Here is a 19,885-nt window from a genome sequence, read left to right as displayed (position 1 = left end):
AAGATAACGATGCGCGTAGACCTGTTCGACTTCGACCTTCCGGAAACCTCGATTGCGCTTAGGCCCGCAAGCCCACGCGACAGCGCCCGCATGCTCGTCGTTCACCCTGGTGGCCCGGAAGTTCTGTCCGACAAGGGCGTGCTCGACCTGCCGTCGTTCCTCAGGGAGGGCGACGCACTGGTCTTCAACGACACCAAGGTCATCCCGGCACAATTGGAAGGCATTCGGCGCCGCGGCGAGGAGATCACCACGTCCGTCTCGCTGACGCTGCACATGCGGACAGCACCCGATCGCTGGAAGGCCTTTGCCCGCCCGGCGCGGCGGCTGAAGGTCGGTGACCGCATCGCCTTTGGCCATGAAGGCGCGAGCTGCATGCTCGGCATGCTCGACGCGACCGTGGAAGAGAAGGGCGATGCCGGCGAGGTGACGCTGCGCTTCGACCTTTCGGGCCCATCGCTCGACGAGGCGATCATGGCGGTCGGCCATATTCCCTTGCCGCCCTACATCGCCTCGAAACGCGCCGAAGACGCCCGGGACCGCGCTGACTATCAGACGGTGTATGCCCGGGAGGAGGGCGCGGTTGCCGCGCCCACGGCAGGGTTGCACTTCACCGACCGTCTCTTCGCCAAGCTCGACGAGGCCGGCATCGAAAGGCACTTCGTGACACTGCATGTCGGGGCGGGAACGTTCCTGCCGGTCAAGGCTGACGATACCGATGATCATGTGATGCATCAGGAGATCGGCCATGTCGACGCCCGCACCGCCGAACGACTCAATGCCGTCAAGGCGAGGGGCGGGCGCATCGTCTGCGTCGGCACGACTTCGCTGCGGCTGATCGAGAGCGCGACTTCCGACGACGGCCTCGTCAGTCCGTGGTCGGGGCCAACCGGCATCTTCATCACGCCCGGCTATCGCTTCCGTGCCGTCGACATGCTGATGACCAATTTCCACCTGCCGAAATCGACCCTGTTCATGCTGGTCTCGGCCTTCTCGGGCCTGGAAACGATGCGCGCGGCCTACACACATGCGATCGAGACCGGCTACCGCTTCTATTCCTATGGCGATGCCAGCCTGCTCTTCCGGAAAGACTAGATGACCGAGACCTTCCAGTTCAAGCTCCACAAAACCGACGGCAAGGCACGTCGCGGCGAGGTTTCCATGCCGCGCGGCACGATCCGCACGCCGGCCTTCATGCCGGTCGGCACGGTCGGCACGGTCAAGGCGATGTATCTCGACCAGGTGAAGGATCTCGGCGCCGACATCATTCTCGGCAACACCTACCACCTGATGCTGCGCCCCGGCGCCGAGCGCGTCGCCCGGCTTGGCGGCCTGCACGGGCTGATCCGCTGGCAGGGACCGATCCTCACCGATTCGGGCGGCTTCCAGGTCATGTCGCTTGCCGGCCTGCGCAAGCTCGACGAGCAGGGCGTCACCTTCAAGAGCCACGTCGATGGCGCAATCTTCCATATGTCGCCGGAACGCTCGATCGAGATCCAGGGTCTGCTCGACAGCGATATCCAGATGCAGCTCGACGAATGCGTGGCGCTGCCGGCTGAACCCAAGGAAATCGAGCGCGCGATGGAAATGTCGCTGCGCTGGGCCGAACGCTGCAAGGTCGCCTTCGGCAACCAGCCGGGCAAGGCGATGTTCGGCATCGTGCAGGGTGGCGATATCCCGAAGCTGCGTGAGCGCTCGGCCGAAGCGCTGAAAGGCCTCGATCTCAAAGGATACGCCGTCGGCGGTCTCGCCGTCGGCGAGCCGCAGGAGGTGATGCTGCGCATGCTCGACATCACCTGCCCGATCATGCCGGCGGACAAGCCGCGCTACCTCATGGGAGTCGGCACACCCGACGATATCCTGAAGTCGGTGGCTGAGGGCATCGACATGTTCGACTGCGTGATGCCGACCCGTTCGGGACGCCACGGCCTTGCTTTCACGCGCCACGGCCGCATCAACCTGCGCAATGCGCGGCATGCCGAAGACATGCGCCCGCTCGACGAACAATCCTCATGCCCGGCGACGCGCGACTATTCGCGCGCCTATCTGCATCACCTGATCCGTTCGAACGAGTCGCTTGGCGGCATGCTTCTGAGCTGGAACAACCTGGCCTACTATCAGGAACTCATGGCCGGCATTCGCCTGGCGATCGACGAGGGGCGCTTTGCCGACTTCATGGCCGAAACCCAGGAAAACTGGCGGCGAGGGGACCTGCCGCCAGTGTGAGGCGCGAGGCACTCAAATCGCCGGCCCTGGCGCCGACTGCAGCATCATCACGGCATTGATCTTGTAGCTGCCATCCGGCTGCTTCACGAGCTGGTAGATCGCCGTCCAGTCCTTGCCATCGGGCGCCGAGATCAGCACCTCCTGGAACACCTGGTCGCCCACGACTTTCGACCGGCCAAAGGCGAAATTGCCGGGCCGGTAAACCGGCCGATAGCCGCGCTTGACCATGTCGAAGAAGGCGGACTTGTCGGGAAACTTGCCGCGGATCTCGGGCGAGGCAAAGGAATAGGCGGCCTCCGCATCATCACGCAGGAAGGCGGCGATCTGCTCCTGAATGATCGATCGCACCGTATCGACCGGTTCTTCCGCGCGCGAAGCGCCTGTGCCAGCCAGAGCCACTAGCCCGAGGGCGATAACAAAGCTCCTGAACATCGCCGATCTCCATAGCCAGAGCTGAAGAGCATAGGACAGTCGCGCACTTCGGAAACGGTCGTGTGCCAGCGGCGTGCGGCTCTCGGCATCAAGCGATCCAATATTACCAAATATAATCATATAATTACATCATGTTCTGAGTAGTCTTCCTTAAATATCATAAGTTGGTGATGTTTTTCGAAATGAACCGATCAGGCAGGGCCGCCCGACGCCCGCGCGAACGTTTTTTTCGAACCGGAGGAACGGGATCTCGCACGGCTGGCAGGAGCGGGGCGGTGTTCTGCTTTTCAGAATCAGAAAACTCGAATTTTATCCGTGAGACGTCAGAAATTGATGGAGCCCGTGCTTGCTTCTTGTCCTCATCATTGGCCTGCTCGCCGGGGTCGTTAGCGGCATTATCGGTACGGGCGCTTCGATGATGCTCCTGCCGGTGCTCGCATACGTTAATGGCCCAAAGGAAGCCATCCCGATCATGGCCATCGCCGCCGTGATGGCAAATGTCTCCCGCATTCTCGTATGGTGGCGCTCCATCGACTGGCATGCAGTTGCGGCCTATGCGGCGACAGGGATACCGGCAGCAGCACTGGGCGCGCGCACAATGTTGGTTTTGCCTCCGCGCACAGTGGATGCGGCAATCGGAATCTTCTTCCTGACCATGATCCCAATGCGCCGCTGGCTTGCCGCAAATTTACGGCAACTGACGCTGCCACATCTCGCTTTGGCGGGGGCTGCCATAGGTTTCCTGACGGGCATTGTCGCTTCCACCGGCCCCGTATCCGTGCCGGTGTTCATCGGATACGGCCTGACAAAAGGGAGCTTCATCGGCACAGAAGCCGCAGCGTCGCTTGCGATTTACGTCACCAAGGCGCTCACGTTTCAAAGTTTCGGCGCTCTGCCATTCGCGGCCTTGGCAAAGGGGTTGTTGGTGGGCGGATCGTTGATGGTCGGCTCACTGATTGCCAAACCTTTTCTGCTACGCCTGACGCCTGAAGCGTTCAGGCACATCATGGATGCGCTGTTGCTCGGTGCGGGCGTCAGCCTCCTATGGGGTGCCGCAAGCTGAAATCTCCCGGGTCATCAAAAGCCGGGGAGAGTGACATTCTTACTTTGCAGGATCAGGACACTTTAACTTTGCGGCTACACACAATGTCAAAGCTGATTAGAGATGCGGCGCCGCCAGCCAGTTAGAAATGCGACACTCGGCACCGCTGCTGGCGCTGACGGTCAGCCCCCGATCCGTCCGGCTGGTCCGGGTTGCAAGGAAGGAGCGGGGGCGGGTGAGGGACACCCTTCGGCTTTAGCTTTGAGGCTATGAGGGCCAGCGGTTCATTCCGCTGCCTGCATGCGCGCTAGTGCCTTCTGCCTTTTGGCAATGACCTCCGGATCATTCATGAAGTCCGTCCGCCGGCCGGGCTTGCGGCCGCGCTTCTGATAGCCGTTGCTCTGGCTGCCGTCGCGAATGCCAAACATATGATCCGTCTGGCCGGTGCGGCGAGGGCCGCTCTTGCTGCGCTGCTGTTCACGCCCGGCCTGCATCTCGGCGACGATCGAAAGCATGTCGTCCAGGCGCTTGTTCTCGACGACCTCCGAACGATGGACCGATCGCAAGGTGTCGAAGGTTCTGTAGGGCAGGACGAAGCTCTCGTGCATGATCTCGAGGCGGCCGTCCGGATAGTCGCAAACGACCACCTTCTTACCCGCCAGCGCCTTGGCCTGCTCCGTCGGATCGAGAATGAACAAGACCTTGTCATAGCGCAGCGTCAATGACTGCGACAGCGTGCGGACTTCCTTGCGGCACATGGCGCCATCGAGGTTCTCATGCGCGGCAAGCGGCCGATGCATGTCCTTCGGATTGCGCGGCGGCTTGCCAAAGCGACGATTGAAGTCGGCCATGAACTCCGGCGCATAGGCATTGGCCGCGTCGATCGTGTCGATGCCGCGCAGCCGTAGTTCCTTGACCAATCGATCCTGCAGCGTCTGGTTGGCGCGTTCGACGCGTCCTTTGGCCTGCGGGGTGTTGGCGCAGATGATGTCGATGTTGAGTTCATAAAGCGCCCGCCCGAACTGGGTCAGGCCGCTCGTCCGGTCCTTCTCCGAGGCATGGGTTGAACGAAAGACACCGTGCTTGTCGCTGTAAAATGCCAGAGGCTTGCCCCATTGCTGCAGATACGCCTTCGTCGCATGCAGGTAATCGAAGGTGTTCTCCGATCCGGCGAACCGCAGATGCAACAGCTTGCCAGTGGCGTCGTCGATATAGACGAGCAGGGCGCATTTGGGGCCGCGGTTCTCGAACCACCAGTGATGCGAGCCGTCGATCTGGACCAGTTCACCGAAGCAGTCACGCCGGCCGCGCGGCTGGAAGACCCGCTGCTTGCGCTCGCGTCGCGAGACCCAGATGCCGGCCTCGGTCATCCATTGGCGCAGCGTCTCCTTGGCGACCGAGATGTGATGCAGTTCGATCAGCTTCTCGCGCGCCAGCGTCGGACCGAAATCCAGATAGCGTTCGCGGATCAGATCCAGCGCCGCATTGCGAAAATCTTCGCTGTGGCGCCGATTGCTTGGCCGCGATCGCTTCTTTGAAACCAGACCGGCCGCACCGGACCGGTCATAAGCCTGCAGCAGCCTGTGCACCTGACTTCGGCTGAGCCCGAGCAGTTCGGCTGCCTGGACAACGCTTAGGCGTCGATCATTGATCTTCTGAATGACTTCGAGGCGATGCAATTCTTTCTGCGACATGGTGATCAAACAGGACATCACGACTCCGAACGCTCATGGTCTCCACCAGGCGGAAGGTCGTCATCCTTGCTCCCAACGTTGACATTGACCAGCGCGTCGAGAGGCGAGAGTGTCGCATCTCTAACTGGCCCAACTGTCGCATTACTAAATAGCCCTGTGACACAAAGATCACATAAGATAGATTATGGAACTTCCGTATATGCCGGAAAACATGGATTGCGCACCATTCCTTGCCTTGCCGAGCTTGACCCGGTCTTTCCGGCCTGCTTAGCGTTCCAGCGATCGACACCTCTTTCAAGGCCAGATGTGATGAGCGAATTGCGCGTTCTTTCAGATGCTTTCATTCCGGAACTGCCAAACCGCTACAAAGGCAAAGTTCGCGAAAATTACGATCTGCCCGACGGCAACCGGATCATCATCGCGACGGATCGGCTGAGCGCCTTCGACGTCATCCTGACCTCCATTCCGCACAAGGGTCACGTCTTGACCCAGACCGCGCGCTATTGGTTCGAGGAAACGGCCGACATCTGCCCGAACCATGTGGTCAGCTATCCGGACCCCAATGTCGTCATCGGCAAGCGGCTCGACATCCTGCCGGTCGAGGTCGTCGTGCGCGGCTATCTTGCCGGGACCACGAGCACCTCGATCCTGACGAAATACCGCAACGGCGAACGTGAGATGTACGGCATCACCTTGCCGGACGGCATGCGCGACAACGAAAAGCTGCCACAGCCGATCATTACGCCCACCAGCAAGGCTTTCGACGGCGGTCACGACGAGCCACTCTCGGCCGAAGCGATTCTCGAGCAAGGACTGCTGACGAAAGAACAACTGGATACGGTCTGGAACTATGCGCTGGCTCTGTTTGCCCGTGGCCAACAGCGCGCCGCCGAGCGCGGTCTGATCCTCGTCGACACCAAATACGAGTTCGGCACCGACGAGAACGGCACGATCATTCTCGCCGATGAGATCCACACGCCCGATAGCAGCCGCTACTGGATTGCCGATAGCTACCAGCAGAGCTTCGAACGCGGCGACCGCCCGAAGAGCTTCGACAAGGATTTCGTGCGCGCCTGGGTCACCGCGCGCTGCGATCCCTACAAGGATCCGATACCAGAAATTCCCGTCGATCTCATCGAACAGACCTCGGCGGTCTATATCGAGGCTTTCGAGAAGATCACCGGCCAGCGCTTCGTTCCGGATCTTTCAGGCGCAACGGTACTGGAGCGCATCCGCTCCAATCTCGCACCCTATTTTTCCAAATAAATCAATATATTATAAAATAATTCTAATCTAATTTATGCGTTATCGGCGGATGCCGGATCGGCGACGTCGAATTCGAGCCGCATCATGTCGTAGGCCGGCTCGATGTGGTCGGGCGTTTCGCCCTGAACCGTGTCGTAATCCAACGGCACGTGCATGTGCGTCAGCACCGCCCGCTTCGGCTGCAGCCTGGCGATCCAGCCGAGCGACTGCACCAGCGACAGATGGCTTGGGTGAAACTTGTACTGCAGCGTGTCAATGACCAGGAGATCGAGACCGTCGAGCTTGGCGACGGTTTCCGCAGGAAAATCACTGACATCGCTGCAATAGGCGAAATTGCCGATACGGAACCCCAGCGAATGGATGTTGCCGTGAAACTGCATCAGCGGCCGGAACGGGATCGGCCCGCCGGCGCCGGTGATCACGACGGGCGACAGATCGTCGGGAATGATCCGTGGCTCGACGATCGGCGGGTAACCGCTACCGGGAGGTGATTGCAGGCAATAGCCGAAGCCTTCACGGATTCGCCCCATGGTATAGGCATCGGCCCAGATCGGTACCCTTCTCCGGTTTTCAATGACGTAGCCGCGCAGGTCGTCGATGCCGTGCAAGTGATCGGCATGGGCGTGGGTATAGAGCACCGCATCGATGTGGCGCACCTCTGCTGCAACCATTTGCGCACGAAAATCCGGCCCGGTGTCGATGACGACGGTCGTCTTGCCGCCATCGGGCGCGGTCTGCTCGACCAGCAAAGCCGCGCGCATGCGCCGGTTCTTTGGATTTTCAGGATTGCAGGCGCCCCAGTCACCGGTAATGCGCGGGACGCCCGGCGACGAGCCGCAGCCGAGAATGGTGAAGGCGCGCCGGAACGCCATGTCAGATCCTCGGCATCTTGGAGAAGATGCGGAAGGCGTTTTCCGTGGTGATCGTCGCGATCTCCTCAGTGCTCACACCGATCGTTTCGGCGAGCACGGCAGCGGTATGGGCGACATAGGCCGGCTCGTTGCGCTTGCCGCGGAACGGCTTCGGCGCGAGATACGGCGCGTCGGTCTCGACGATCATCCGGTCGTGCGGCACGGTCTTGGCGATCTCGCGCAACTCTTCGGATTTCGGAAAGGTCAGGATGCCCGAAAAGGACACGTAGCCGCCGAGTTCGACGCCGACACGGGCGAGGTCAGGACCGGAGGAGAAGCAGTGCAGAAGGAAAGGGAAGGCCCCCTTCCCGGTTTCCTCGGTCAGGATCGCCGCCATATCCTCGTCCGCCGAGCGGCTGTGAATGACGAGCGGCAGACCGGTCTCGCGCGCTGCGGCGATGTGACGGCGCAGGCCCTCTGCCTGGGCATCGCGCGGCGCGTTGTCGTAGAAGTAGTCGAGACCCGCCTCGCCGATCGCAACCACCTTCGGATGCGCCGATAGCCGGACAAGATCTTCGGTCGTGACGTCCAGCTCCTCATCCGCATTGTGCGGATGGGTGCCGACGGAACAGAAAACGTTCGGATAGGATTCGGCGATCGAAAGGATCGTCTCGAACCGCTTCACGCGGGTCGAGATCGTGATCATCTGCTCGACACCGGCCTCGTGCGCCCGCGCGACAATGGCATCGCGCTCCGCTTCGAAGTCGGGGAAATCCAGATGGCAATGCGTATCGATCAGCATGCTCAAAGTGCCTTATTGCGCTTCCGGTGCAACATAGCGCGGGAAGACCGGCTTCGGTGCCTCCAGCGGTGTACCCGAGACAAGGCGTCCCGCCTCGCCAAGTGCTGCGAAGTCGCGCTTGTCCGGCGGAGCGGCGACCAGATCGAGCAGCTTTGCCGACGATTCCGGCATGAAGGGTTGCAGCAGGATGGCGATCTGACGCACGACTTCGGCGGTGACATAAAGCACGGTCCCCATGCGCGCCGGATCGGTCTTCTTCAGCGCCCAGGGCTCCTGGCCGGCGAAATAGCGGTCCGTCTCCGAGACGACGGCGATGATCGCCGCCAGTGCCCGGTGGATCATCTGCTTGCCCATCTCGTCGCGCGTCGTTTCCAGCAGCGCGTCGGCGGCCGCCAGCATCGCCTTGTCCTCGTCGGTCAAGGTACCGCAGACCGGGATCTGGCCGTCGCAGTTCTTGACGATCATCGACAGAGAGCGGCTCGCCAGGTTGCCGATGCCGTTGGCGAGGTCGGAGTTGATGCGGGTCGCAATCCCCTCCTCGCTATAGCTGCCATCCTGACCGAAAGAGACTTCACGCAGGAAGAAGTAGCGGATCTGGTCGAGGCCGAAATGCTCGACGAGATTGAACGGATCGACGACGTTGCCGAGCGACTTCGACATCTTCTCGCCCTTGTTGAGCAGGAAGCCGTGGGCGAAGACGCGCTTCGGCAGCGGCAGGCCGGCCGACATCAGGAATGCCGGCCAGTAGACCGCATGGAAGCGGATGATATCCTTGCCGATCACATGGATATTCGCCGGCCAGAACTTGGCGCGCGGCCCCTTCGGATCATCGAGATAGCCAGTGGCAGTGAGGTAGTTTGTCAGCGCGTCGACCCAGACATACATGACATGCGCGGGATCGTTTGGAACCCTGATGCCCCAGTCGAAGGTCGTGCGCGAGACCGAGAGGTCCTTGAGGCCCGATTTCACGAAGGAAATTACTTCATTGCGACGCTCGGCCGGACCGATGAAATCCGGGTTTTCCTCGTAATGCTTCAGGAGTTTTTCCTGATAGGCGGAGAGGCGGAAGAAGTAGCTCTGCTCCTCGACCCATTCGACCGGCGTTCCCTGCGGCCCATAGCGGACGCCATCGTCGCGCAGTTCGGTCTCGTTCTCCTGGTAGTAGGCTTCGTCGCGCACCGAATACCAGCCGGCATAGGAATCCTTGTAGAGATCGCCCGCCTCCCCCATGCGGATCCAGATCGCCTGCGACGCCTCGTGATGGCGCTTCTCGGTCGTGCGGATGAAGTCGTCGTTGGACGCGTTCAGAAGCACCGCCATCTTCTGAAATTCCGCGGAGTTGCGGTCGGCCAGCTCCTGCGGCGTCACGCCTTCCTTGCGCGCCGTCTGCTGCATCTTCTGGCCGTGCTCGTCCGTACCGGTCAGGAAGAACACGTCACGTCCGTCGAGGCGCTGGTAGCGCGCCATGGCATCGGTCGCGATCAACTCATAGGCATGACCGATATGCGGCCGGCCGTTCGGGTAGGAAATCGCGGTGGTGATGTAGAAAGGGGACGTGTCTCTCATAGGCGGATTCGATCTATCTCGGATTAAGCTACGCACGCTCTTAGCGCATACGCTTAAAGGAAGAAACATGCGATCCGTGAAAAGGCCGGCCGGAGAGTTCGCCGCGGATGCCGTCAACCTTGCGCAATCCGCACGCGCCGCCTAGAACAAAACAGAAACATAAAGCAGAGGGTGAGTCATGCTGGAGCGACTTGGCAGCCAATTTGAAACCGCCTCCGCCGGCTATGCCGGCGCGCACGGGATCGAGCGCGATGCCGACTGGTTCATCCTGAAGATGCAGGAGGAACTTGGGGAGTTGACCGAGGTCTGGAACAAGCTCAGCGGTCGTGGCCGGCGTCACGGCAAATCGACGGAGGAACTCACGGCCCTGATGGCCGACGAGACCGCTGACCTGCTCGGGCATGTCCTGCTTTTCGCCCACCATCACAAGCTCGACCTGCCGGCGGCAATCGAGCGCAAATGGCGCTTCCAGGCAACGCTATAACGCCGCCTTCATGTCGTCGAGGAGCGACAGGATGGTTTGCTTGCGGTCGAGATTGTAGGCGTCGCTGACGGTCAACCGCTCGGTCACGGAGGCCGATAGCCGCGCGAAGCGCTCGGCGCGCATGATGTCTCCGGCAATCGCGGCCTCGCGCGCGTCGCGCATGATGCGGTCGCTGGCGAGTGCCTGGAAAAACTCGAAGATCGTTTCGCTGTCTTTGCCCGAGAGCACGTCCGCCAGCTTGTGCATGTCCTTGCGGACCGCCGGGCCCTGCCCTGCGAGGATCCCATCGAAGGTCGCGGCAATCTCCAGCCCGCCATAATTGATGAGCTTCAGCGCTTCGGCAACGCTGCCATTGGCCGCCGCGACGATGCGCTCGGCATTTTCGCCCTCGAGATCGAAACCGAGATGGGCCAGTGCCTGATGGAGCGGCGCGGCGTCGAGCGGCTTCAGCCGTAGCGGCAGGCAGCGCGAGCGGATCGTCGGCAGCAATTTTCCAGGCGCATGCGTCAGCACTAGGAAGAGCGAGCGGCGCGGCGGCTCCTCGAGGATCTTCAGGATGGCATTGGCCGCATTGCGGTTGAGGTCGTCGGCCGGGTCGATGATGACGATGCGCCAGTTGCCCGTTCCAGACGTCTGGCTGAAGAACTTGCCGGCACGCCGGACCTCATCGACCGTGATCGCGCCCTTCGCCCTGCCCGTCTTTTCATCGATCGGCCGCGTCAGGTGCAGCAGATTGTGCGAGGCGCCCGAAGCGAGCTGCCGCCCGATGGCGGAAGACGGATCGGGATCGGCAAGCGCCTCAGGCGCTTCAGCGGGTTCGGGATGCTTCAGAATGTGGTGCGCAAAGCGGAAGGCAAGCGTCGCCTTGCCGATGCCCTCCGGCCCTTCGATCAGGATCGCGTGGTGTCCCTTGCCGGAGCGATAGCTCTGCGCCAGGAAGCTTTCTGCCTGTTCGTGGCCGAACAGCCGATTGTTCTCGGCGGGCGCGATGGCGCCATCCAGGACGCCGGCTCTTTCTGCGCTCATGACACGACTTCCTCGGTCGCGGCGTCAGCGCCGTTACCGTGCGGCAAAAGGGCCTGCACGAGCGAAAGCACCTCGGCGGCGATGGCTTCGACGGGTTGCGTCGCGTCCACCACCCGGCATCGCTCGGCATCGCGCCTGGCGATATCGAGAAAAGCCTCCCGCCGGTTTTCGTGCGTCTCCAGTTGCTCCTTTTCGAAACGATCCGGATTGTCGTCGCCGGCCCGGAGTTGCGCCCGCTGGAGGCCGATGCTGGCCGGCAGATCGAAAATCACCGTCAAATCCGGCACGACGCCGTTGATCGCCACACGCTCGAGGCTCTCGACGAAGCTTTGCTCGAGATTGCCGGTGATGCCTTGATAGACGCGCGAGGAATCCATGAAGCGGTCGCAAAGCACGATCGTGCCCTTTTCGAGCGCCGGGCGAATGACCTCTTCGACGTGGTCGCTGCGGGCCGCAGCAAAGAGAATCGCTTCCATCTTAACCCCGAAGGCCTCCGCCGCCCCCGAAAGCAGCACGTGGCGGACCGCTTCAGCGCCTGGTGATCCCCCAGGTTCGCGCGTCGTCAGCACCTCGTAGCCGCGGGCGCGCAGGGATTCGGCCAGGAGGCGGAGTTGCGTCGACTTGCCGGCACCCTCCCCGCCTTCGAATGTTACGAACAGACCTTTTTTCAGCGACACCATGCTTTCCCATATCGGCATGCAACCTCCGGCCATGATGATTAGGTCGAATCGACCCAATCATCATGGCCGGCTCTCATAAGTTAGACCGGGATGCGGGCGGAAAACCGCACACTTTATCCTCATCCCGCTCCGGCCCTGTTTAGCCGATTGGTCCGCGGTGCGAAACCGTCAGGCGGCGATCAATTGGCAGGAATAGCCTTCGCCGCAGATAGGGCGACTAAATCCAGAAGAACAGCAGTTCCTGCAGCGCATCGAGAGCGCGGCTGGTCAACGTGCCCTGCCCCACGGCGCTGGCGGTCTTGACCGGCACTTCGCGCAGCAGTTTCTCGCCATTCCACAATTTGACGACGCCGACCTCCGTGCCAGCCGTCACCGGTGCGCGCAAGGGCCACCTGTAGACGATCCGTGCAGTCAGCCGTTCCGGGTTGTCGACGGGCAACAGCACGTCGACGGGACCGCCGGCCACCAGGGGGACGTGAGACGCATCGCCGCCATAGACGGCCGCTTCGCCAATCGCTTCCCCATCGGCAAAAATCCGCTTCTTTTCGAAGGCAGTCATGGCCCAATCGAGCACCCTGCGGCTCTCCTCGATGCGCTCCTTGTCGGTTTCGAGACCACCCATGGCGAGATAGACCCGGCGGTCGCCGCGCTGCAGCGAGGCGGCGAGCGAGAAGCCGAAGCCTTCGGCAAAACCGGTCGCTAGGCCGTCCACACCGATATTGGCCGAGATCAGCGGGTTCTTGTTGCGTTGCAGGATCTTGTTCCATTCGAACTCCGGCTGCGAATAGAGCCGGTAGAGATCCGGATGGGCCTCATGGAGATGCCGAATGAGCGTTACCAGTTCGCTCATGGTGATCTGGTTGCCGGGATCAGGCAGCCCCGTGGCGTTGCGGAACGTCGCAGTCGGCATGCCGAGCTCGCGAGCGCGCGCCGTCATGCGCTCGGCAAAGGCGCCCTCGTTGCCGGTCATGCCCTCGGCAAGGATGATGCAGGCATCGTTGGCGAGCTGCACCGCCACGCCCTGCAGAAGGTCGGCGACGCGGATGCGGGATTTCAATGCGGCAAACATCGTCGAGGTGCCGGACGGGGCACCACCGGTACGCCAGGCGTGCTCGGACACGTCGAAGGTGGTTTCGGCGGAAAGCTCACCCTTGACGAGAGCCTCGGCCACGACTTCCATCGTCATCAATTTGGCGAGCGATGCCGGCGGAATCGGCTGGTTTTCGGCGCGCGAGAAAAGCACGGTGCCGGTTTCGGCATCGACCAGCAGGATCTGTTTTGCCTTGGTATCGAAGGCGGGCGCCGGTGTCTGCGCGAGTACGGCACCAGCAAACAATGCCACGCCGAAAAACACCGCCGAAAACATCTTCATGCGCATGGGAAACTCCGGTTTCCCCTTGGCCATAGCAGCGTGGTCATTTTGGCACAACGCCGCTTACGGTTATCGGACAGAACCGCTTGCTTTCTGGCGCTTCGCGTAATCGACAATCACCTGGGGGGTAAGCTGCTTCTTGTCGACCATGATCGCTTCAAACGGCGATTCGGCGTCGCTGACGCGAACTTCGTAATAGGCGGCCGCATAGGCCATGTTGCCGTCGGGCATCGGGATGAATTCCGGCCGCTCACGCGGGATCGGGCCGATCTCCGGGAGCATCACGAACTCGTTCAGCGACTCTGGCTGAGCGAACTGCGGCACGGGCGCGGCAAGTGCCGTCACCGGTTCGCCGACGTCAAGCGAAGCCTTTGCGGGAACGGTGAGCGTGCCGAGGCTCTGATTGCGGAACGGCTCGTTCGACGCAACCATCACGCCGGTTGCGATCTGGCCTTCCGGCATCACGCTCGGGCCCCGTTCGCCCTTCTGGACATAGGAAGCCATCAGATAGGGCATGTCGTTGCCTTCAAGCGGCGCGCGGCCGACATATTGTACGCGCACTTTCGCGCTGCCCTTGCGCTTGATGTCGAGCATGTCGGCCGTCTTCGAGGAAACGTCGATGATGCGGCCGTATTCATAGGGGCCACGGTCGTTGACGCGCACGATCACCGACGCGCCATTTTCCATATTGGTGACGCGCGCATAGCTCGGCAGCGGGAATGTCGGGTGCGCGGCGGACAGGTGCGCCTTGTCGTAGACCTCGCCGTTGGCAGTCAGCCGGCCGTGAAACGCCGAGCCATACCAGGAGGCGACACCGGTCTTGTTGTAGCCGAAGTCCTCCTTCGGCTGATACCACTTGCCCTTGACCTGATAGGCCTTGCCGACCTGGTAACGTCCGCCGCCCTTCGGAATACTGTTTCCAGTCGCAACGCGCGGGCTCGCCTTCACGCCATAAACGGATTCGGCGAAGTATTCCTTGCTGCGCGACTTGGACTTCTTGATGCTCGACGTGGATCCGCAGGCCGCAAGCGTTACGCACAGCATGGGGACTGCCGCAAGGCGCAGTCCCTTGACCAGATATGCCGCATTTTTACTGGATGTCATCTGTCCCACAACATCGATCGAATAAGCCGTACTCGAAACCTTCCGCTCATGCCCCCAGCGGAAATCTCGGCGTCCCGAAACGGAACAGTCGATCAAACATGACAGCAACACGGCAAAAATGCGAACTCATCCACAGATCAACGCCGGATTTCATGCGTTATGGTTTACAGATGGTTACCGGCAGAGCGGGCCCGCGCTCTAATACCGGGCCACCGAGAAAATCCTTCGGCGATGCATCTTAAATCTTGCAAAGCGACGGAGCTTCGCGCAATAACGCCGTGCCCGAAAGCCGTTAGCTGCCGGCTTCAGGCAAGGACAGGTGGCCGAGTGGTTTAAGGCTCTGGTCTTGAAAACCAGCGTACGGGAAACCGTACCGTGGGTTCGAATCCCACCCTGTCCGCCATTCACCCTTGGAAATACGCTGACGCCGCCCCCCTTGCCGCAGCGCCCTTACTACAGTGAGCGCCGCTGCTGCAAAGCCCTGCGGCCTTTGCGCGTCGGGCACGTGACGTAAAACAGCCACAGCTTACACTCAAAGAGCTGTTGAACACGTCAGAGTGATCGCCAGGCTTGCTGGACACCGGAACGAAAGCGCGGTTCACATCGTTAACCGCCCCGTAGTCCCACCCTTGCATCAAAGTGGACGATCACCGTGCTCGCCGCCCTCCTCCTCGCTTCGATAGTTGCATCGCCCAATATGCCTGACATCAAGCTCAGCGCCGCCACGGTTGATGAACTGCAGACCGATTTCGAAACCGCCGTTCCCTGCCATCAGATCGACGGACGCAAAGTGTGGAAGGGCGCGATTGCGTTCTACATCCAGTCGTTCGTCTATGACGGCGACACAGCTGTTGCGACCGATGCGGCGGACGCCGTGCTTCCCGAAGACAACACCCCCGAGACGGTGAAGGAATTCGAAGACGCCTGCTCCAGCACGCAGCCGGCCTAAAGCGAAGAGCGTTCGGATGAACGCACGTCGCTTTAGTACCTTCCGCTTGCAGCGATTCCACCTGAACACCGGATCAGCTCGCCTGCTCCACGAAAACGATCACGAATCGTTCGAATCAACCTCACGGTCTCGCCATGCGCCACGCCGCAGGCCCTATTTCGCGCACTCAAACCCGCTTTGCTCCCGTAAAAGTGACCGATTGACACGCGCGGACGCGTCAATTGCCTGAATTCACGGAATTTTAGGCACTTGCAGAACACATATGGAACAGATAGTGTCTGTTCTTGATTTGTTTCACGCTTCTGGAGCGACGTGCCATGCTGACCCGCAAGCAACAGGAATTGCTTCTGTTCATTCACGAACGCATGAAGGAGTCGGGCGTCCCGCCATCATTCGATGAAATGAAGGATGCGCTCGAACTGGCGTCGAAATCCGGCATCCACCGCTTGATCACGGCGCTCGAAGAACGCGGGTTCATTCGCCGCCTGCCGAACCGGGCCCGTGCGCTCGAGGTCATCAAGCTCCCGGAAGCCTACGCGTCCATCCAGCAGCAGCCGCGCCGCGGCTTCTCCCCGAGCGTGATCGAGGGAAGCCTCGGCAAACCGGCAGCACCTCCCCCTGCTGCACTGCCAAAGCCGGCGCCAGCGGCTGAAAACGCTTCGGTGTCCGTGCCGGTCATGGGCCGCATCGCTGCAGGTGTGCCGATCTCGGCCATCCAGAACAACACGCATGACATCACCGTTCCGCTCGACATGCTCGGCAACGGCGAACACTACGCCCTCGAAGTCAAGGGCGACTCGATGATCGAAGCCGGCATCTTCGACGGCGACACGGTGATCATCCGCAATGGCAACACGGCCAATCCCGGCGATATTGTCGTGGCGCTCGTGGACGATGAGGAAGCGACGCTGAAGCGCTTCCGGCGCAAGGGCGCGTCGATTGCGCTCGAAGCCGCCAATCCCGCCTACGAGACACGGATTTTCGGACCCGATCGGGTGAAGATCCAGGGCAAGCTCGTCGGACTGATCCGCCGCTACCACTGACATCCGGACAAGATCTGGAACGGCAGCTCCTTTCGCTGCCCAATATCTTCTCCGGGACATCGGCGGCGTCTGCGTATCTTGTATAGGGTCCGGCAAACGGTCTGGGAGGTTTGGCTCCCAGTCGAGTTGGAGCGCCGCCTGTCACTCTCGGATGGCGTCGTATATGACGGTTTCGGGTCTATGGCGGGGAAAACCGCGGGCAATCCGTCGCCTTCACTGGCTTCTTGGCGCATCGTGGGCGTTCATAGCGCGGCCAGCGATTGGGCTATGATGCTCGACGGGCATCCTTCTTCTCGACGAGCAGCAGTACCGTCGGGTTTACGTCCTCGCCAGTTCTCGGGAATCTCGGACCACTACAGCGGTTGCATGGCTCGCCTGCTTTAGTGCCGAGGCCATCTTCACCAACGCCAAGCAATCACAGTCTGACCGGAGGTCGAGGGCTTTCTGGCCCACAAGTGGGGGCTGACTGGGAACCTCAGCGCAGGGCACCCGTATAAGAGCCCTCCGGCTTAAAATGAGGGCCACGCCTTGCGTATCTCTTACGGAGCTTCAAGAACGGCTGTTCGATGCATCGGTAGCTGAGTGCTGCGATCGGCAGGAACAGCACGAAAGCCAGCAGGGAACACAGAAGCGAAAGCCCAAAGGGCAGAAGACCAAGATACTGCGTCACCATTTTTGCAGCGGGGCCATAGTACCAAAAGTGAAGCAGGTAGATCGAATAGGAGACCGTGCCTACGAAGGAAATCGAGGCCGATAGCCGCTTGGGTAGCGTCAATTTCGATCCGTCGTAGGCGGCGATCATCACGGCGTAGAACGCGGCCTCGGCAGCGGGAAGATAGATCCATACCGGCGATGCTTGAGACCCATAGAAACCGCCGCTGATGTTGAACCCGTGGTAGAAGGTGACGAACACCATGGCGACCGCAAGGATCACCAAGGGCCGTACGCGTGTACCTTGGTAGAGATGCCAGGCATATATCCCGGCGACGAACTGGTCGAAGTGACCGATGATTGTCCAGTAGCCAATCGGCTGGATCTCCCAGCCGGCGATGAACAGGCTCAGGCGCAACCCGATCGCCGCAAAGATCAGCATCAAAGCCGATTCCCGTCGTATGCCGACGATGAAGAGAAGCGCAGGAAGGATCAGGTAGAAATGCCATTCTACCGTAATGCTCCAGGCGCCGTTCGGCCACATTGGGAGGACGCTTCCAAGCGCGATCCATGCCGCAGCCTCTTGAACCGGCGTTCCGTTGGCGACCCAGCCCGCTGCCGTGATCAGAAGCACGAATGCCAATAAGGGCAGTAGGCGGACAGACCGGTTCCGCAGGAAGTTCTTATAGATGATCTGTCTGCCGTCCAGCAGCTTGGCGAACAGGTAGCCGCTTAGCGTCATGAACAGCGAAACGCCTGTATGGCCTTCCTCGATCAATGACAGCACCGGCAAGGTCGGGACATAGCCTACTGGCACTCCGGCGGCATGGATGAAGTGCCAAGTGAACACCATGAAGGCGGCCAACGCTCGGATGTGATCCAGCTTTTCAAAGTATTGCTCTGAAGACGATTGCACTCGTCCGCCCCCACTCCGAATGTCTCATGGATCAGCACGGCATGGTAATCCGTACGTCGGCACCGTCCTCGGCTGATGTTATAAGCCTACGAGGCGCCCAGCCGGATTTGCGTCTTTTGTAGGCGCGCTCATAGGCGCGTCGAGCTGCGTCGATGAGACTATGCTGGATGCGAACGAAACGGCTCAAATCGCGGGCTCTTTCGCGTCCGTTGAACAGTGCGACAATCACGATTCCGTCTGATGAGCGGGCGACCACTGCCCGTGTTCCGTTCAGCGCTCCTGTATGGGCGATATCGATCTCGGCCCCGCGCTGCCATATCCACCATCCGAGACCGAAGGACTGTTCAGGAAATTCGCCTGGCACAGGAGCCGCAACCTCGATGTCCCGGATGGTGCGTGATGCGAAACGGTAAAGGTCTTCGGCTGTAGATATCCAGCCGGCAGACGGGTTGAAGTGCGTCCTGGCCGCGTCCATGCCGACAACGTGATGACGGACCTCCGCGGGTGCTTCGCTAATGAGGCCCGTTCTCTTGAGGCCCAGGCGGTTCAGGACGCGCGTTTGGACAAACCGTTCGTAAGACATCCCGCTGATCTTGGCGACGATCAGGCCAAGCCAGCAGGGGCCGAAGTCTGTGTATTCCGCTTCCTCGCCGGGGTCGCTATCCAAGGGGCGCTTTTGGCGCTCAAGAACGACCGGTAAACAGGCCTCAGCCGGCGCGAACGTTTCCTTGTCGGCCGCGACCAGATCGAAATGCTGACGCCACCCCAAGCCGGAAGTATGTTGCAACAGGTGGCGAACCGTGATGTTGCTGAAGCGGGGATCTTCGGCCTTGGCGACGGATGGGAAGATGCTTTGGAGTGTATCGTCAAGCCTCAGTTGGCCATCATCTATCAACGTCAGTACTGCTTCTGCAGTGATGAGCTTTGAGATGCTGGCTATTTGAAACGTCATGTTGTCTTGCATGGGACGCCCGGTCGCATGATCAGCAACGCCAAAGCTCAGCAGTCGCGGCTTCTCTCCAGCTTTACCGAATGCGACGACCGCGCCGGGTATTCCCTCGCGATCCAGGAACCATTTGACGGTTTCGGTAATCGAATGCGGCTTGGCCCAGAACATGGCCTCAGTCACGCTGGGCCAGACAACACCATAGCCGAACACAATGCCAATGCCGGCCACGAACACGGCGATGCGGCGCGACCATTTCGAATGCATTCGATCCTCCCCTCACGCCAGAGGTAACGAATGCGATGGTTGCGGCCAATTCTCTTGGAAAAGGAAGTGTGCGGCAACTGGCGGCAGCGCGAAGGCCCACGCACCAAAAGTCCCCACCGAGGTGTACCGAATCCTGTAACTCTTCATCGATTCCCCCACAACCGTGAGGCCTTAGGGTCGCATAGCGCTCGTTTTAGTCAATGGTAAAATAAAACAACAAAAAGTCGGGTTGAACCCGGCCGCCCCTCCAAGCCCTCATAGGCTCTCCCACAGGCCGCTGTGGGCGCTATGACAGCTTTCCAGGGGCAACGTCCGATGACATCGTCGCCGAGATGATGAGGACCGGCGAGGCGCCGTGTTCCTGTCCTCCGGCCACAATCGAGAGAGTCCACCTCAAGGCCGAATACATGATGCGCTACGACGTGTTTGTCGGTGGCGAGGATGGGAGATCCAGTTTTCACGCACGCGCAGTTGGTAAGTGGGTTTCTGGCACCCGATTCGCGGTGATCATGTCGCATTCCATGTCGCGTGGATTCGCCGTCGCCTCGTGGAAATGCTTGGCACGCAAGGG

General features: G+C 60.8%; 18 protein-coding genes and 1 tRNA gene. 8 read left to right on the top strand and 11 right to left on the bottom strand.

Features of this window, described 5'->3' with window-relative positions; genetic code table 11:
* Positions 1-9 precede the first annotated feature (9 nt).
* Positions 10-1,092 carry a tRNA preQ1(34) S-adenosylmethionine ribosyltransferase-isomerase QueA gene (gene queA / locus BHMPCIPO_RS09685; RefSeq protein ID WP_173516532.1) on the top strand — a complete coding sequence of 361 codons (1,083 nt, stop codon included), beginning with the start codon at positions 10-12 and terminating at the stop codon, positions 1,090-1,092.
* On the top strand, positions 1,093-2,223 hold the full coding sequence (gene tgt, locus BHMPCIPO_RS09680) for a tRNA guanosine(34) transglycosylase Tgt (protein WP_173516531.1): 1,131 nt from the start codon (positions 1,093-1,095) through the stop codon (positions 2,221-2,223). It begins immediately after the preceding gene.
* Positions 2,224-2,235: 12 nt separating this feature from the next.
* Here the strand turns inward: tgt and BHMPCIPO_RS09675 are convergent, their stop codons facing one another.
* Positions 2,236-2,655, bottom strand: coding sequence for a DUF4864 domain-containing protein (locus tag BHMPCIPO_RS09675; RefSeq protein WP_173516530.1), 420 nt, complete (start codon positions 2,653-2,655; stop codon positions 2,236-2,238).
* Positions 2,656-3,001: 346 nt separating this feature from the next.
* Between BHMPCIPO_RS09675 and BHMPCIPO_RS09670 the strand changes: the two genes are divergently transcribed.
* Positions 3,002-3,718 (top strand): sulfite exporter TauE/SafE family protein, encoded by a 717-nt coding sequence (locus tag BHMPCIPO_RS09670; RefSeq protein ID WP_173516529.1) that lies wholly within the window; start codon positions 3,002-3,004, stop codon positions 3,716-3,718.
* Positions 3,719-3,981: 263 nt separating this feature from the next.
* On the opposite strand, the gene BHMPCIPO_RS09665 is transcribed toward BHMPCIPO_RS09670, so the two are convergent.
* Positions 3,982-5,409: an ISNCY family transposase gene (locus BHMPCIPO_RS09665; protein ID WP_104668254.1), complete on the bottom strand. Its 1,428-nt coding sequence runs from the start codon at positions 5,407-5,409 to the stop codon at positions 3,982-3,984.
* Positions 5,410-5,709: 300 nt separating this feature from the next.
* Here BHMPCIPO_RS09665 and BHMPCIPO_RS09660 point away from each other — a divergent pair, with 300 nt between their 5' ends.
* Positions 5,710-6,657 (top strand): phosphoribosylaminoimidazolesuccinocarboxamide synthase, encoded by a 948-nt coding sequence (locus tag BHMPCIPO_RS09660; RefSeq protein WP_246304402.1) that lies wholly within the window; start codon positions 5,710-5,712, stop codon positions 6,655-6,657.
* A 32-nt stretch (positions 6,658-6,689) separates the two neighbouring features.
* Here the strand turns inward: BHMPCIPO_RS09660 and BHMPCIPO_RS09655 are convergent, their stop codons facing one another.
* From BHMPCIPO_RS09655 to metG, 3 genes are read right to left on the bottom strand one after another with little or no spacing between them, the layout of a single operon-like run.
* Positions 6,690-7,529, bottom strand: coding sequence for an MBL fold metallo-hydrolase (locus BHMPCIPO_RS09655; RefSeq protein ID WP_173516527.1), 840 nt, complete (start codon positions 7,527-7,529; stop codon positions 6,690-6,692).
* 1 nt (position 7,530) lies between these two features.
* A complete protein-coding gene (locus BHMPCIPO_RS09650; protein ID WP_173516526.1) occupies positions 7,531-8,310 on the bottom strand; it encodes a TatD family hydrolase in 780 nt (259 codons plus the stop codon).
* A 12-nt stretch (positions 8,311-8,322) separates the two neighbouring features.
* A complete protein-coding gene (metG, locus tag BHMPCIPO_RS09645; protein ID WP_173516525.1) occupies positions 8,323-9,876 on the bottom strand; it encodes a methionine--tRNA ligase in 1,554 nt (517 codons plus the stop codon).
* A gap of 178 nt (positions 9,877-10,054) precedes the next feature.
* On the opposite strand from metG, the gene BHMPCIPO_RS09640 reads away from it, so the two are divergent.
* Complete coding sequence (locus BHMPCIPO_RS09640; protein ID WP_173516524.1) at positions 10,055-10,360, top strand: nucleoside triphosphate pyrophosphohydrolase family protein; 306 nt, start codon at positions 10,055-10,057, stop codon at positions 10,358-10,360.
* Here the strand turns inward: BHMPCIPO_RS09640 and BHMPCIPO_RS09635 are convergent.
* The 4 genes from BHMPCIPO_RS09635 to BHMPCIPO_RS09620 all read right to left on the bottom strand — a co-directional run bounded on the left by BHMPCIPO_RS09635 (position 10,355) and on the right by BHMPCIPO_RS09620 (position 14,542).
* On the bottom strand, positions 10,355-11,386 hold the full coding sequence (locus tag BHMPCIPO_RS09635) for a DNA polymerase III subunit delta' (protein WP_173516523.1): 1,032 nt from the start codon (positions 11,384-11,386) through the stop codon (positions 10,355-10,357). The genes BHMPCIPO_RS09640 and BHMPCIPO_RS09635 overlap by 6 nt on opposite strands.
* Positions 11,383-12,063 (bottom strand): dTMP kinase, encoded by a 681-nt coding sequence (gene tmk, locus BHMPCIPO_RS09630; protein WP_173518130.1) that lies wholly within the window; start codon positions 12,061-12,063, stop codon positions 11,383-11,385. The genes BHMPCIPO_RS09635 and tmk overlap by 4 nt, the downstream gene beginning before the upstream one ends.
* A 220-nt stretch (positions 12,064-12,283) precedes the next feature.
* A complete protein-coding gene (locus tag BHMPCIPO_RS09625; RefSeq protein WP_173516522.1) occupies positions 12,284-13,444 on the bottom strand; it encodes a D-alanyl-D-alanine carboxypeptidase family protein in 1,161 nt (386 codons plus the stop codon).
* A gap of 63 nt (positions 13,445-13,507) precedes the next feature.
* On the bottom strand, positions 13,508-14,542 hold the full coding sequence (locus BHMPCIPO_RS09620) for a septal ring lytic transglycosylase RlpA family protein (RefSeq protein WP_173516521.1): 1,035 nt from the start codon (positions 14,540-14,542) through the stop codon (positions 13,508-13,510).
* A 313-nt stretch (positions 14,543-14,855) separates the two neighbouring features.
* Here BHMPCIPO_RS09620 and BHMPCIPO_RS09615 point away from each other — a divergent pair.
* From BHMPCIPO_RS09615 to lexA, 3 genes are all read left to right on the top strand, one after another.
* A tRNA-Ser gene (locus tag BHMPCIPO_RS09615) sits at positions 14,856-14,945 on the top strand.
* 249 nt (positions 14,946-15,194) lie between these two features.
* Positions 15,195-15,491: a hypothetical protein gene (locus BHMPCIPO_RS09610; protein ID WP_173516520.1), complete on the top strand. Its 297-nt coding sequence runs from the start codon at positions 15,195-15,197 to the stop codon at positions 15,489-15,491.
* Between the two features lie 317 nt (positions 15,492-15,808).
* Positions 15,809-16,534 carry a transcriptional repressor LexA gene (gene lexA, locus BHMPCIPO_RS09605; protein ID WP_173516519.1) on the top strand — a complete coding sequence of 242 codons (726 nt, stop codon included), beginning with the start codon at positions 15,809-15,811 and terminating at the stop codon, positions 16,532-16,534.
* Positions 16,535-17,009: 475 nt separating this feature from the next.
* On the opposite strand, the gene BHMPCIPO_RS09600 is transcribed toward lexA, so the two are convergent.
* Positions 17,010-18,101, bottom strand: a complete 1,092-nt coding sequence (locus BHMPCIPO_RS09600; RefSeq protein ID WP_173516518.1) for an acyltransferase family protein — start codon at positions 18,099-18,101, stop codon at positions 17,010-17,012.
* A 31-nt stretch (positions 18,102-18,132) separates the two neighbouring features.
* Positions 18,133-19,314, bottom strand: a complete 1,182-nt coding sequence (locus tag BHMPCIPO_RS09595; RefSeq protein ID WP_173516517.1) for a serine hydrolase domain-containing protein — start codon at positions 19,312-19,314, stop codon at positions 18,133-18,135.
* Positions 19,315-19,885 lie beyond the last annotated feature (571 nt).

This window comes from Ensifer sesbaniae (assembly GCF_013283665.1).
Classification (GTDB): domain Bacteria; phylum Pseudomonadota; class Alphaproteobacteria; order Rhizobiales; family Rhizobiaceae; genus Ensifer; species Ensifer sesbaniae.
The sequence above is the reverse complement of the archived record's forward strand: the minus strand, read 5'-3'. Positions and strand labels throughout refer to the sequence as shown.